This is a genomic window from Butyrivibrio sp. TB, assembly GCF_900110805.1.
In the GTDB taxonomy this organism is placed as follows: Bacteria; Bacillota; Clostridia; order Lachnospirales; family Lachnospiraceae; genus Butyrivibrio; species Butyrivibrio fibrisolvens_C.
On record NZ_FOER01000002.1, the window covers coordinates 24420 to 39055 of the forward strand.

Below are 14636 nucleotides of genomic sequence, written 5' to 3' on the forward strand. Positions count from 1 at the left end.
TTAACTATGGGTAAAATCATTGGTATCGACCTTGGTACTACAAATAGCTGCGTAGCAGTCATGGAAGGTGGAAAGCCTACCGTTATAGCAAATGCAGAAGGCGCTAGAACAACTCCTTCAGTTGTAGCTTTTACTAAGAATGGTGAGAGACTTGTAGGTGAACCTGCTAAGCGTCAGGCTGTTACAAATGCAGATCACACAATTTCTTCAATCAAGAGAGATATGGGTACAGACAATGGCCGTAACATCGATGGCAAGAAGTACTCACCAGAGCAGATCTCTGCTATGATTCTTCAGAAGCTCAAGAAGGATGCTGAGGACTATCTTGGAGAGTCTGTATCACAGGCAGTTATCACAGTTCCTGCATACTTCAATGATGCTCAGCGTCAGGCTACTAAGAACGCTGGTAAGATCGCAGGTCTTGAAGTAGAGCGTATTATCAACGAGCCTACAGCTGCAGCTCTTGCTTATGGTCTTGACAATGAGAAAGAGCAGAAGATCATGGTATATGACCTCGGTGGTGGTACATTTGATGTATCTATTATCGAGATTGGTGATGGTGTCATCGAAGTTCTTTCTACAAACGGTGATACACACCTTGGTGGTGATGACTTCGATAACAGGATCATCGACTGGATGGTAGAAGAGTTCAAGGCTAAGGAAGGCGTAGACCTTTCAGGCGATAAGATGGCTATGCAGAGACTTAAGGAAGCTGCAGAGAAGGCTAAGAAGGAACTCTCTTCTTCTACAACAACTAACATCAACCTTCCTTTCATCACAGCAACAGCAGAAGGCCCTAAGCACTTCGATATGGATCTTACAAGAGCTAAGTTCGAAGAACTTATCCATGATCTTGTAGAGAGAACAGCTATTCCTGTTCAGAATGCTATGAGAGATGCAGGTCTTACAAATGCAGACCTTGGTAAAGTCCTCCTTGTTGGTGGTTCTACACGTGTTCCTTGCGTAGTAGAGAAGGTTAAGCAGCTCACAGGTCAGGAGCCTTCCAAGAACCTTAACCCTGATGAATGCGTAGCAGTAGGTGCCGGTATCCAGGGTGGTAAGCTTAATAACGAAGCTGGTACAGGAGATATCCTTCTTCTTGATGTAACTCCACTTTCACTTTCTATCGAGACAATGGGTGGTATCGCTACAAAGCTTATCGAGCGTAATACAACTATTCCTACCAAGAAGAGCCAGATCTTCTCAACAGCAGCTGATAACCAGACAGCAGTTGATATCAACGTACTTCAGGGTGAGAGACAGTTCGCAAGAGACAACAAGTCACTTGGTCAGTTCCGTCTTGATGGTATTCCTCCAGCAAGAAGAGGTATGCCTCAGATCGAAGTTACATTCGATATCGATGCTAACGGTATCGTTAACGTATCTGCTAAGGATCTTGGTACAGGTAAAGAGCAGCACATCACAATTACATCCGGCACTAACATGTCTGACGATGATATCGATAAGGCTATCAAAGAGGCTCAGGAATATGAGGCTCAGGACAAGAAGCGTAAGGAAGGCATCGATGCAAGAAACGAAGCTGATTCCTTCGTATTCCAGACAGAGCAGGCTCTTAAGGATGCAGGCGACAAGATCGATGCAACTGCTAAGTCAACTGTAGAAGCTGATCTTACAGATCTTAAAGCTACACTTGATGCTACTAAGGACAAGGAACTTACTGATGAAGAGATCGACAAGATCAAGACTCAGAAAGAAAAGCTCATGACAGATGCTCAGCAGCTCTTCTCAAAGATGTATGAGAATATGCAGCAGCAGGCTGGTCCTCAGGCTGGCCCTCAGGCTGGTCCTGGACCTGATATGGGTGGCGCAGCAGGCAGCCAGACTCAGAACAATGATGATGTAGTTGACGGAGACTACAGAGAAGTATAAGGTATATAAGGTCGGTGACTTTGTATACGATGATCAGATGATCATTATTAATGAAATTAACCCCGAGCTGCTTAAATGGCAGCTCGTGGGTATTTTGCGCTAAGGAAAGGTATTATGGCAGATCAGAAACGCGATTATTATGAAGTGCTTGGAGTAGGCAAAGGTGCCTCGGATGAAGAGATCAAGAAAGCATACAGGGTACTTGCTAAGAAATATCATCCAGATATGAATCCCGGTGATGCTAATGCAGCTGAAAAGTTCAAAGAGGCTTCCGAAGCTTATGCTGTACTTTCAGATCCTGAGAAGAGACGCCAGTATGATCAGTTCGGTCATGCTGCATTTGAGGGTGGCGGAGCAGGATTTAACGGTGGCGGATTTGATTTCTCCGGCGCTGATTTTAGTGATATATTTGGTGACATATTCGGTGAATTCTTTGGTGGTGGAAGGAGTCGTGGCGCTCGTTCCGGACCTGCTAAGGGAGCTAATATACGTGCCAGCGTAAGGATTACATTTATGGAATCCATCACAGGCACAGAAAAAGAACTTACTCTTAATTTGAAAGATCCTTGTCCGACATGTAAAGGTACAGGCGCTAAGCCAGGTACTACGCCACAGATGTGTCCTAAGTGCGGTGGTAAGGGACAGGTTGTATTCACACAGCAGTCGCTTTTTGGAACCGTCCGCAATGTTCAGACATGTCCTGAGTGTGGTGGATCAGGCAAGATTATTAAAGATAAATGTGCAGACTGCGGCGGAACAGGTTATAAGACAAGCCGTAAGACCATTAAGGTTACTATCCCTGCAGGCATTGATAACGGACAGAGCGTTCGTATAAGAGAAAAGGGTGAGCCTGGTATCAACGGAGGACCAAGAGGTGATCTTCTTGTAGAAGTGCTGGTATCAAGTCATCCTACATTCCAGAGAGAGGATTATGATATCTTCTCAGTTGTAGATATGTCATATGCAGTTGCTGCTCTGGGCGGATCTGTTGTGATCGACACTGTTGACGGCAGAGTAGTATATGATGTTAAGCCGGGTACTCAGACCGGAGCAAGAATAAGACTTAGAGGTAAGGGTGTTCCGTCACTTCGTGACAAGGACATACGAGGAGACCACTATGTAACTCTTGTTGTTAAGACTCCTGAGCGCCTTTCCAAGGAAGCCAAAGAGCTCCTTACTAAGTTTGATGAACTTACAGGTGACAGCCTTAATGAGGCAGAGAGACTTACATCGGATGGTTCTGATGACAAGGACGGCAAAGACAAAAAGAAGAAAAAAGGCTTCTGGAATAAATAAAGATAACTTTGTGAGGGTGTCGCATAAAATAGCGGCACCCTCACGTTATTAATAGCTTCACGGGTTCTGTAATTGGACTCTTAAGCTGAATTCTACTTTACTGCAGGAGATGAGGCATTTGCCATGATATTTACCTGCAAGCTCCTGAATGATCTTAAGACCATAACCGTGACTTACCTTATCCTTTTTGGTCGTGGAAATAAGATTTCCGCGTATATGGCGCTGTACAAGCACAGGATTGACTACGGAAATAGTAGTGAAGTTGCGTGTTCTGACTGCCTTGACATTAATATAAGGATTTTCAATGTTTTCACAGGCTTCCAGCGCATTATCAAGAGCATTGGCAAGAATGGAGCATATATCAGGGGCAGGCATATCGGTAAGCCCTGCCAGTGATCCTTCATAGCCAAAGGTAATGCCCTTTTTGTTTGCAATCTCCATTCTGCTGGTCAGGATTATATCAGCAATATTATTGCCGCTAATAGGAACAGGAGCGGCAGGAAGGCTGGCAGTAAGATCTTTAGTATATTTTTTGATTTCATTGTAATTACCGTCTTCAGCCAGTGTTTCGATTATTGCCATATGTTTTTTGAGATCATGTCTCTTTTTCCTGATCTCATCTTCTTGCAGCTGGAGGTTCTGCATAGCGTCCAGCTGAGTCTGCAGATAGGTCATATGAATTCTTGCAAGCGTCTCATTCTCAAGACGGATTCTTTTTTCAAACAAACTGTAAATATAGAATACAATGCAGCTGACATATGCTATAGGCAGGAAGAACCTCCAGAATATATCAGCAAATCCCAAATAGTCGCTTGTTGCGAATAACATAGTACACAGCGCCAGTATCAGCATTGTAAGGCAGAACAGTATCATTGCCAGCGCGATTTCTCTTAACATAATATGAAAGACCAGTCCTTTCTTTTGGGAAATGATGTGTATTGTCACAAGAATCAGCATGATAGTCAGGTCTGTAATGATATCAGAGAGTTTCAGTGTCAGGTAAAAGCAGGAAAATGAATCATCCACATACGGGAATACTGTCGTGAAAATATATGACGGCATTATTGAAAAAACGGTATATAAGAAAAAAGTCGGAATGGTCAAAAGAACATCCGTAAGCTTAAGTGAACTAAGTCCCAGAATAGTCAGATATACCATTGCAAGGACCATGATCATATAAAGTGATGGTATTGGGATGAAAATATTAGTTATGAATAAAACGAGAAAATAGGACGGGAAGAGCAGATACAGCCTTTTTCCTGAAATATCAAGATGCCCCCCGCAGAAGTACTGGAGGAGCAATATAAGTTCAGTGCAGGCTATAGCATTTGAAATTGCGGCAATTACATAAGGGCCAAAAAGATCAATGATATGGAGATTCATAATTAACCTCATGTCGCGAGCAAAGCGAGTGACTAATGGTTCAAATTGATGGAGCTCGCGTCATCAATTTGGGTTTGAAAGTGGAACACTTTCAAACTTAACCTCATACTTATTCTCCTGAAATAAATGCATTGAAGGCAGATTCAAAGTCCTTGTATCTGCGCCTGCTAAGAGTCAGTGTGTTTCCATTATCAAGTGTTATGTGTGAAGAATCATACTGCGAGATTCTCTCAAGATTAACAAGAATGCTGCGGTGTATTCTGCAGAAATGCTGCCCGGAAAGTTCTTCTTCAAAATCAGTCAGGTTCTTTCTGACAGTTATAGAATCATCATCCGTATAAACAGCTGTATCCTTGTTGTTGGCTTCTATATAGAGAATATCAGCAGTGTTTAGAATCATTGATCCAAATGATGCATCGATACGAAGTAAGCGCTTTTTCTTACTGTGAATTTCTTTCCGGATGCTTTCGAGGGTGTCTGACAGAGATTTTTCATCAATAGGTTTTATCAGATATCTGAAAGCATTGACTTCGTAGCCTTTGGGAGCGGAAGAAAGGTCGCTTGTCAGATATATAATGAAGCAGGTCGAATCATAGGTACGGATCTTCTTGCCAACTTCGATTCCGTTAAATGGCTCCATGATAACATCGCAAAAGATAATATCGAATCTTTTGCCAAGTGAATAATCCTCAAGAAGCTTATTGGGATCAGTATAAGTGAAAAGCTCAAAGTTCATTTCTTTCCACAATAATTTGTATAAGCTGTCGACGAATATCTGTTCGTCATCAAGTATTGCTACCCGCATATTTAGTCCCTGTATAAGAAAAGCCTAAGTTAAACAGTAATATTATAACCGTTCGCACCTGATTTTCAACCACTTACGAAAAAATAGGATATACATTGAAATATCTGCATAAAATGAATGCATAAATGTACTAAAGGAGGAAGAGTATGAAAGCTAACGAAGTATACACTAAGACACTGAAATTTGCATGGATAAAGCTGGGAATGGGTTTGGCTACGGTACTTTTGTCAATCATTCTGTTCGCGATAGTCATGGGGATAAGCGTGCTGATGGAAAGTGAAGAAGTTGGAATGATCGGACTTTTAATCTGGTTTGCAGGAACACTGCTTATAAGCTACATAATAAACACCTATTTTGGATATCTTGTTAAAGCAGGGCATGTTGCAGTAATCGCTGAAATCTTCAGAACCGGTCAGGTACCTGCAGATGAAGTAAACTATGGAATCAGAATGGTTAAGTCAAGATTTGCTACAAGCAACATTTATTTTGTTCTTGACAGACTTGTAAGCGGGGCTGTTAACCAGCTTCAAAGTGCAGTAGGCAAGGTGGAGAGCTTCCTTGATTTTGTTCCCGGAATGAGCATAATAGCGGGATTTGCCAAGAGCCTTATCAGAATCGGACTTGGATATGTAGATGAATGCTGCCTTGGCTACACGTTTTATAACAATCAGCAGAGTGCATTCAAAAGCGCAGCAGATGGCGTAGTTATCTATTTTCAGAACTGGAAGACAATCCTCAAGGATGCAGCCAAGGTATCTCTTATTGTGATAATCGGAACAGTAGTAGCAAGTATATTACCTGTTTATTTATTTGTATTATTGTTCAAGGCTCTTGGCTGGTTTACTTTTATAGGATTTGTTGTGGGTGTCATAGTTGGTTGCGTTGTAAGATATGCATTTATAGACAGCTATATTCTTGTAAGAATGATGAGCTCATACATGCAGGTTGCACCTACAACTGTGATATCATTTGACTTATATGGCAAGCTCAGCAGACTTTCAGGTAAGTTCAGGGAACTTTGCAAGCGTGCCGGAAACGAGATCGGTAATGCCGGTATGAATAATCCATATCCCGGCAACATGGCAGGTTGACTCGGTATGAATAATCCATATTCCGGTAATATGGCAGGTTGATATATACAAACATCTTCAAACTTTGCATTATCGTTTGTTGTGCGTTAAAATGGGCTGAGAAGAAGGCTTTTTTGTTGCACAAGACCGGCAAGCGAATGGATGCTTGCATACAAATTCATTTGCCGGTCGTAAGAACATGGAGCACTAAGTGCGGAATGTTCGTGTGCGAAATCGAGTAGGAGTCAGCCTACTCGATCAGAACTAGTCTTAATGACACGTAACAGGTTTTAGATGAGGTTTTAACGTATGAAATGGATGAGGTTTAGAATTCGCACAAACGAAGAGGCTGAAGATGTCATTATCAGCGAGATGGTTGATATAGGCCTTACAGGTGCGCAGATAGAAGATAAGGTGCCGCTTACAGCTGCAGAGAAGGAACAGATGTTCGTAGATGTTGTTCCGGAGCAGGAGGATGATGGAATTGCTTATCTTAATTTCTTTGCAGAGCTTGCAGATGATAATACTCTGACAGTTACAATACCGGACGAGGATGCCGAGGATACATCTGCATCTGATGGAACAGGTGATGTATCTTATCAGATGGAAGCTGCAGGTGGTAAGCAGGTTAAGAAGACTCCTGAGCAGCTTCAAAAAGAGATAAGGCAGATACTTGATGGAATCAGTCAGTACATGGATATAGGAGATGGCACTATCTCTGTTGATGTTACTGAAGATATAGACTGGATGAATAACTGGAAGCAGTATTTCCACAAGTTCATCGTAGATGATGTTCTTATTATTCCTTCCTGGGAAGAACCATCCAAAGAGGATCTTGAAAAGACAGACAAGATATTCCATATAGATCCTGGAACAGCATTTGGTACAGGTCTTCACGAGTCCACACAGCTTTGCATCCATCAGCTTGGCAAATATATTACACCAGGCTGCGAGGTTCTTGATGTAGGAACAGGAAGCGGAGTACTTTCAATTCTGGCTCTTATGTATGGCGCCGGCCACTGCGTAGGAACAGACCTTGATAAGGGTGCAATTCCTGCTATAGCAGAAAACCTTGAAGCTAACGGATATACAGATAAGGACCTTAAGCTTATCATCGGCAATATCATTGATGATAAGAAGGTACAGGATGAGGTCGGATACGAAAAGTATGATGTTGTTCTTGCTAATATCCTTCCTGTAGTTCTGGTACCGCTTGCTCCTGTAATAGGTCAGTTCATGAAGAAGGGTGCAGTATTTATCACATCCGGTATCATGAATGAAAAAGGAGAAGAGGTTGCAGCTGCCCACAGAGCAGCAGGCTTTACAGATATTGAGATGATACACCAGGGAGACTGGGTATCTGTTACATCCAGAAAAGCATAAATGACAGTTTTTTACATGGCCATACTTCATTTAAGGTATGGCCTTTTTAGTGTTAAGATATATCATGAGATGAAAATTGGCCTTTGAAAATGGCATTAGGCGATTTGTTATTGCTATAATGATGTATTATAGAACTGTAATTATTCATGATTTTTTGGGAAAAAATTAAGGAAAGACAAACTATGTATCATTTTTTTGTAGACAAGGAACAGATAGACGAAGTCGATAAGACTCTTATGATAGAAGGCGATGACTACAATCATATAGTCAATGTCCTTAGAATGAAAACAGGCGAAGAGATATCCGTAAGTACCAGGGTATATGATGGCAAGGAATACCGCTATGGTATAGAAGAGATAGAAGATGGCGTAGTAATCTGCAAGCTTCGCTTTATCAAAGAGGATGATATTGAACTTCCTTCCAAGATATATCTTTTCCAGGGTCTTCCCAAGGCTGACAAGATGGAGCTTATCGTTCAGAAGGCGGTTGAACTTGGCGTATATGAGATCATTCCTGTCGCTATGAAAAGATGTATCGTTAAGCTTGATGAGAAGAAGGCTAAGTCTAAAGTTCAAAGATGGCAGGGAATCGCAGAAGCTGCTGCTAAGCAAAGTAAGAGAAGCATAATCCCTAATGTCCATACACCTGTATCTTATACAGAAGCTCTTAAGATGGCAGATGATATGGATGTAAGGCTTATACCCTATGAGCTTGCCAAGGGTATGGAAGATACAAGAAGTATCATATCGGGAATAGAGCCGGGGCAGAGCGTTGCCATATTTATAGGACCTGAAGGCGGCTTTGATGATGCTGAGATTGAGAAGGCGCTGTCTCATGGTATGAAAACCATAACAATGGGAAGACGTATACTTAGAACTGAAACTGCCGGTTTTACGATACTGGCATGGCTTTCATATATGCTTGAACAAAGGTAAGATATCAGTCGTTAACAGATAATTTATAATTATCGTTTTGAAGTTGTAAGGCTCTTATAAAAGGGCTATACAAGGATTAGTATCAGTAAAAGTCTGCGGCACATGTTGCAATGCAGACTTTACTTTTTAGTCTATATTGGTTATACTCTCGAAGGTAATTAAATTATAGAATATTGCGATTATTTTTTTGAACTGGAGCATTAAATAAAATGGAGTGTTATCTTGATAACTCCGCAACAACACGCGCATTTGACGATGTTGCACAGCTTGTTGCAGATACAATGACAAAACAATACGGTAATCCGTCAAGTATGCATCATTTTGGTAAGGTCGCTGAGGATATTGTTAAGAATGCCAAGAAGCAGATAGCAGCTACTTTGCATTGTAATGAGAAAGAAATCTTTTTTACATCAGGTGGAACAGAATCCGATAATATGGCTATAATCGGAACAGCCAGAGCCAAGGAGAAAGAGGTTGGAAGACACCTTATCACTTCCTGTGTTGAACATCCTGCAATACTTGAGACTATGAGATATCTTGAGAAGCAGGGCTTTGAAGTTACATATCTTCCTGTTGATAAGAATGGTCAGGTATCACCTGAGGATCTTAAGAATGCGATAAGACCTGATACTATTCTGGTTAGTATCATGCTTGTTAATAATGAGATCGGTGCCCTTATGCCTATCGAAGAATGTGGCAAGATCATAAAGGCCGCTAATCCCAAGACTTATTTTCATGTAGATGCAGTACAGGGATATGGCAAGTTTCATATAAATCCGTCTAAGATGGGTATAGATCTTATGTCTGTCAGCGGTCACAAGATACATGGACCTAAGGGAACAGGTTTTCTGTATGTCAGAAACGGTGTCAGGATCGTGCCTATAAATTATGGTGGTGGTCAGCAGCAGGGTATGCGTTCAGGAACTGAGAATGTGCCTGGAATAGCCGGACTTGGAAGAGCAGCACAGGAGATATATGAAAACCTTGATGAGCATGTATCTGATATGCGAGGTCTCAAAAGCTATTTTATAGAAAATGTCATGAATAAGCTTCCTGATGTGACTGTTAATGGTAAGACAGACGAAGACTGCGCTCCGCATATCATAAGTTTGAGCTTTAAGGGAGTAAGAGCAGAGGTATTGTTACACGCGCTCGAAGACAAGAATATATACGTATCTGCAGGTAGCGCCTGCTCCACCAATCGCCCTCATGTAAGCGACACACTTAAGTCTATAGGACTTGATACAGATCTTCTGGATTCTACTCTTCGCTTCAGTATGTCGGTATTTACAAACAAGGATGAGATAGATCATACAATTAATGCTTTAGAAGAAATTGTTCCTATGCTTAGGAGATATTCTCGTCAATAAGGGTAGGTTTTTGTTTTTTGCCTGGAAAAATGTAAACGGTATCGGATTTTTATGAACTGTTTAAATGGAGAATAATAGTGTAATTAAGTCTTTTGGAATAAAGTGTCAAAAGGCGATAAAACTTTTAGTTAGGATAAAAGAAAGAGGTTAAGATGCAGTATCACGCATTTATATTAAAATATGCCGAGATCGGCTTAAAAGGTAAGAACCGTTATGTATTTGAAGATGCTCTTATGCGTCAGATCAATCGTGTTCTTTCAAAATGCACAGGTGAATTTGATGTAACAAGAACAGCTGGTCGTATATATGTAGAAGCTAAGGATTATGACTTTGATGAGACTGTAAAGGCTCTTCAGACTGTATTTGGATTGTCCGGAATATGTCCTGCAGTTACTGTAGAAAGAGATGAGGATGGTAAGCTTCCTGATCCTAAAAAGCTTGCAGAGCTTGTGGCAGGTTTTATGGGAGATGTATATCCTGATAAGCACAAATCTTTTAAGGTTCAGGCACGCAGAGTTGATAAGTCATATCCTCTTGATTCCATGGAACTTGGTAGAGATCTTGGCGCAGCTATACTTGAGGCTCATCCTGACTTTACGGTTGATGTTCATAAGCCGGATATCCTTCTTCACGTAGAGCTTAGAGAGAAGATCAATATCTATTCTGAAGTTATCCCGGGACCGGGAGGAATGCCGCTTGGTACTGCAGGAAGAGCTATGCTCCTTCTGTCAGGTGGAATCGACAGCCCTGTTGCAGGTTATATGATCGCTAAGCGCGGTGTTGAGATTGAAGCTGTATATTTCAATGCTCCTCCGTATACTTCAGAAAGAGCAAAACAGAAAGTAGAAGATCTTGCCAGAGTAATTGCCAAGTATACAGGTAAGGTTAAGCTCCATGTCATTAACTTTACAGAGATTCAGATGTATATATATGACAGATGTCCGCATGATGAGCTTACTATCATCATGAGAAGATATATGATGCGTATAGCTGAGATTCTTGCCAAGAAGTCAGATTGTATGGGTCTTATAACAGGTGAATCAATAGGACAGGTTGCTTCACAGACTATGCAGTCACTTATGTGCACCAATGCAGTTGTAGAATCCATGCCTGTTTACAGACCGGTTATCGCTTTTGATAAGCAGGATATTGTAGATATATCCTTGAAGATCGATGCTTATGAGACTTCTATCCAGCCTTATGAAGACTGCTGTACTATATTTGTAGCTAAGCACCCTGTTACTAAACCAAGGCTTGATATCATCGAAGATCATGAAGGTAATCTTCGTGATAAGATCGATGCTATGGTCAAGAAAGCTATTGATACAGATGAGATCATTGAGATTACAGCCTGATAACAGCAGATATACTTTTGAAGATAAAAGTATATAACAAATAGATAATAAAGATGCCTGTCTTTTTTATCGCCAAATAAAAAGTAGTATTCAAAAGGGCTCCGGAGAAGCTCCAGAGCCCTTGAACTAACTATTAAACAAATTGTAAAGCCCTAAGGCTTTACATCACCCACACAATATCTGCGCATTGATACTCAGATCATGTAAGGCTTTAAAACGTTGATAACTTCATCAACGCCGTCTTCTGCATGGATATTCAGATCGATCGGTTTAGAAAGATCGAGTGAGAAGATGCCCATGATTGACTTTGCATCGATAACGTATCTTCCTGATACAAGATCGAAATCATAATCGAATTTTGTGATCTCGTTAACGAAAGATTTTACCTTATCGATAGAATTAAGTGAAATTTTAACTGTCTTCATTGCGCAAATACCTCCTTCTTTTTTTAATGATAAACGAGAGGATGGGATAAGTCAATGTCAAAACACTCAAAAAAAGGAGTTAGTTAGTGAAAAGTGTTGCCCTCCACAACCTTGGTTGCAAGGTTAACAGCTATGAGCTGGATGTAATAGAACAAGACCTTAAGGAAGCAGGATATGAGATCAAACCTTTTGATCAGCCTGCTGATATATATATAATCAATACCTGTACTGTAACTAATATCGCAGACAGAAAGAGCAGGCAGATGATACACCGCGCCAAAAAAGAAAATCCAGGTGCTTTGGTGGTGGCAGTAGGCTGCTATGTTGAGACCAATGAAGATAAGGTCAAGATGGATGATTGCATTGATATAGCTATCGGTAATAACAAAAAGAACCAGGTTGTAAATATATTAAAAAAATATTTTGATGAGAATAAGAATAGCCTTGATCAGCAATCCGGCATTGTGGTCAATGACCGTCCGAAGACTGTCTCTATGGAGATGGATCCGTCTATCAAAGTTGGTAGTAAGGAAAAGACTGAATATGAAGAAATGAAGCTTGATCATGTAACAGAACATACCAGAGCTTATATCAAGATTCAGGATGGATGTAATCAGTTCTGCTCATACTGTCTTATTCCTTTTGCCAGAGGAAGGATCAGATCAAGGCAGCAGGGCGATGTGGTTTCAGAAATTCTGGGACTTGCGGCGCTGGGAGTTAAAGAGGTTGTAATAACAGGTATTCATATAAGTTCTTACGGCCTTGACAGAGAAGGGTCCGAGCTTCTTGATCTTCTTAAGAAGATACATGCTATTAAGGGTATTGAGAGAATAAGACTTGGCTCACTTGAACCCAGGATCATTACACCTGGTATGGCTGCAGCTCTGTCCAAGATGCCCAAGATATGTCCTCACTTCCATCTGTCACTACAGTCAGGATGTGAAAATACTCTTAAGAGGATGAACAGACATTACAGCGCGGATGAATACTACAAGGGTGTTGAACTCTTGAGAGAGGTTTATGACAGACCGGCTATCACTACAGATGTAATTGTAGGATTTCCTGGAGAGACAGCTTCTGAGTTCGAAGAAAGCCGTGCATTCTGTGAGAAGGTCAACTTCTATGAGATGCATGTGTTTAAGTATTCTGTCCGTAAGGGTACTGTTGCTGAGAAAATGCCTGATCAGTTGACAGACAGACAGAAATCAGAAAGAAGCGATGTGCTTTTGAAGATGACAAGCGAGCAGTCCAGAAAGTATAGAGAGAGCTTTATCGGTGACAGAGTAAAAGTTCTGTGGGAAGATACCGAAGAAATAGATGGCAGATTATATATAACGGGACATACCGAAAGATATGTCAGATTTGCTGCACCGGTAACAGACAAGGAAGAGGCTGATAAGCTGTCGGGAACTTTTGCTGAGGGAATGTGCGAAAGCTTTCTGACGGAAGATATCATGCTTTTGAAATAAAATGACATAGTGGCATCATTTTAACGTAAGTTGCACGAAAACTTGCATTAGGTTAAAATAATAATATCTATACGTTTTTTGCGCACACATTATAGTGCAGAAAGGATGCTTATGGCACAGGATCTTGGACATACACAATTTTTTAAAGTAGAGACACCTCAGGAAACTGCAGTTGGAAAGATACTGGAAGTTGTTTATGAAGCTATGGTCGAGAAGGGATATAATCCGGTCAACCAGATCGTTGGCTATATAATGTCCGGTGATCCGACGTATATAACCAGTCATAATGGTGCCAGAAGTCTGATCAGCAAGGTAGAAAGAGATGAGCTTGTCGAAGAGATGCTGACAGCTTATATTCACAATAATAACTGGGATCAGAAGAAGTAAGAAGCAGGAAGGATTTATTGTAGTACTATGAGATATATGGGACTAGATTATGGTTCGCGTACCGTTGGAGTTGCGATCAGCGATATGCTTTTGTGCACTGCACAGCCCAAGGAGATAATACGTCGCAAGGAAGAAAATAAACTCAGAAAGACTCTTGCACGTATTGAGGAGCTCATAGTAGAATATGACGTCACACAGATCGTATTGGGACTTCCTGTTAATATGGATACATCAGTTGGCGAGCGTGCCCAGATGGCTCTTTTGTTCAAAGAAAAGCTTGAAAGGCGTACAGGACTTCCGGTTCATATGCTTGATGAGAGGCTTACAACTGTAGAAGCCGATGAGATCATGGATGAACTTGGGATTAAAGGGCGCGACCGCAAAGACCATGTGGATATGATAGCTGCTGAACTTATACTTCAGGATTATCTTGATAACGTGGTCAATAAGGACAAGAACGGTAATCCATAAACTTATATAATATTAAAACGGAAAATAGACAAATATGGAAAAAATAACATTAAACATTGATGGCGAAGGTGCACAGGACTTTTACGCGCTTGAACAGACAGTTGTAGCAGGTAAGACATACCTTCTTGTAACTGATTCTAAAGAGGGCGACGGAGAAGCCTTTATTCTTCGTGACGATTCTGAAAGCGAAGATGCTGACGGTCTTTACAGTATTGTAGACAGCGATCAGGAACTTCGTGCCGTAGGGCAGATTTTTGTAAAATTACTTGATGAAGATGGTATAGAACTCGATTTATGATCAGAGGCATACTTTAATTCATATATATTACAGGACGTAAAAGGGGAATGTCCAGAAGTACAGGGATGTACTTCTATTCCCGACACTAAAGGAAGGACG

Annotated in this window: 14 protein-coding genes; 11 read left to right on the plus strand and 3 right to left on the minus strand. The window is 41.1% G+C overall.

What is annotated here, in order from left to right; genetic code table 11:
- The first annotated feature begins 6 nt into the window (after positions 1 to 6).
- Entirely contained in the window at positions 7 to 1890 is a 1884-nt protein-coding gene (gene dnaK / locus BMX21_RS01435) for a molecular chaperone DnaK (RefSeq protein ID WP_022755276.1), read from the plus strand.
- A gap of 114 nt (positions 1891 to 2004) precedes the next feature.
- Complete coding sequence (gene dnaJ, locus BMX21_RS01440; protein ID WP_022755277.1) at positions 2005 to 3186, plus strand: molecular chaperone DnaJ; 1182 nt, start codon at positions 2005 to 2007, stop codon at positions 3184 to 3186.
- A 57-nt stretch (positions 3187 to 3243) separates the two neighbouring features.
- On the opposite strand, the gene BMX21_RS01445 is transcribed toward dnaJ, so the two are convergent.
- Positions 3244 to 4569: a sensor histidine kinase gene (locus BMX21_RS01445; protein WP_177173882.1), complete on the minus strand. Its 1326-nt coding sequence runs from the start codon at positions 4567 to 4569 to the stop codon at positions 3244 to 3246.
- A 109-nt stretch (positions 4570 to 4678) separates the two neighbouring features.
- Positions 4679 to 5374: a LytR/AlgR family response regulator transcription factor gene (locus BMX21_RS01450; protein ID WP_027203827.1), complete on the minus strand. Its 696-nt coding sequence runs from the start codon at positions 5372 to 5374 to the stop codon at positions 4679 to 4681.
- 146 nt (positions 5375 to 5520) lie between these two features.
- Here BMX21_RS01450 and BMX21_RS01455 point away from each other — a divergent pair, with 146 nt between their 5' ends.
- The 5 genes from BMX21_RS01455 to thiI all read left to right on the plus strand — a co-directional run bounded on the left by BMX21_RS01455 (position 5521) and on the right by thiI (position 11487).
- Positions 5521 to 6465, plus strand: a complete 945-nt coding sequence (locus BMX21_RS01455; protein ID WP_092040471.1) for a hypothetical protein — start codon at positions 5521 to 5523, stop codon at positions 6463 to 6465.
- A 288-nt stretch (positions 6466 to 6753) separates the two neighbouring features.
- Positions 6754 to 7827 (plus strand): 50S ribosomal protein L11 methyltransferase, encoded by a 1074-nt coding sequence (locus BMX21_RS01460; protein ID WP_022756388.1) that lies wholly within the window; start codon positions 6754 to 6756, stop codon positions 7825 to 7827.
- Positions 7828 to 8009: 182 nt separating this feature from the next.
- On the plus strand, positions 8010 to 8762 hold the full coding sequence (locus tag BMX21_RS01465) for a 16S rRNA (uracil(1498)-N(3))-methyltransferase (protein ID WP_092040476.1): 753 nt from the start codon (positions 8010 to 8012) through the stop codon (positions 8760 to 8762).
- A 209-nt stretch (positions 8763 to 8971) separates the two neighbouring features.
- Positions 8972 to 10132: a cysteine desulfurase family protein gene (locus BMX21_RS01470; RefSeq protein WP_092040480.1), complete on the plus strand. Its 1161-nt coding sequence runs from the start codon at positions 8972 to 8974 to the stop codon at positions 10130 to 10132.
- 152 nt (positions 10133 to 10284) lie between these two features.
- Positions 10285 to 11487, plus strand: coding sequence for a tRNA uracil 4-sulfurtransferase ThiI (gene thiI, locus BMX21_RS01475; RefSeq protein WP_092040484.1), 1203 nt, complete (start codon positions 10285 to 10287; stop codon positions 11485 to 11487).
- A 194-nt stretch (positions 11488 to 11681) separates the two neighbouring features.
- Here thiI and BMX21_RS01480 read toward each other — a convergent pair whose 3' ends face one another.
- Positions 11682 to 11912: an HPr family phosphocarrier protein gene (locus BMX21_RS01480; protein WP_022755825.1), complete on the minus strand. Its 231-nt coding sequence runs from the start codon at positions 11910 to 11912 to the stop codon at positions 11682 to 11684.
- 86 nt (positions 11913 to 11998) lie between these two features.
- Between BMX21_RS01480 and mtaB the strand changes: the two genes are divergently transcribed.
- The 4 genes from mtaB (at position 11999) to BMX21_RS01500 (ending at position 14537) form a co-directional block, all read left to right on the plus strand.
- Positions 11999 to 13381 carry a tRNA (N(6)-L-threonylcarbamoyladenosine(37)-C(2))-methylthiotransferase MtaB gene (gene mtaB / locus BMX21_RS01485; RefSeq protein WP_027203824.1) on the plus strand — a complete coding sequence of 461 codons (1383 nt, stop codon included), beginning with the start codon at positions 11999 to 12001 and terminating at the stop codon, positions 13379 to 13381.
- A gap of 111 nt (positions 13382 to 13492) precedes the next feature.
- The gene (locus BMX21_RS01490) at positions 13493 to 13768 is read left to right on the plus strand and encodes an IreB family regulatory phosphoprotein (RefSeq protein WP_022755827.1); all 276 of its coding nucleotides are present in this window, start codon (positions 13493 to 13495) and stop codon (positions 13766 to 13768) included.
- Positions 13769 to 13795: 27 nt separating this feature from the next.
- The gene (gene ruvX, locus BMX21_RS01495) at positions 13796 to 14239 is read left to right on the plus strand and encodes a Holliday junction resolvase RuvX (protein ID WP_022755828.1); all 444 of its coding nucleotides are present in this window, start codon (positions 13796 to 13798) and stop codon (positions 14237 to 14239) included.
- Positions 14240 to 14273: 34 nt separating this feature from the next.
- Complete coding sequence (locus BMX21_RS01500) at positions 14274 to 14537, plus strand: DUF1292 domain-containing protein (protein ID WP_022755829.1); 264 nt, start codon at positions 14274 to 14276, stop codon at positions 14535 to 14537.
- Positions 14538 to 14636: the final 99 nt, after the last annotated feature.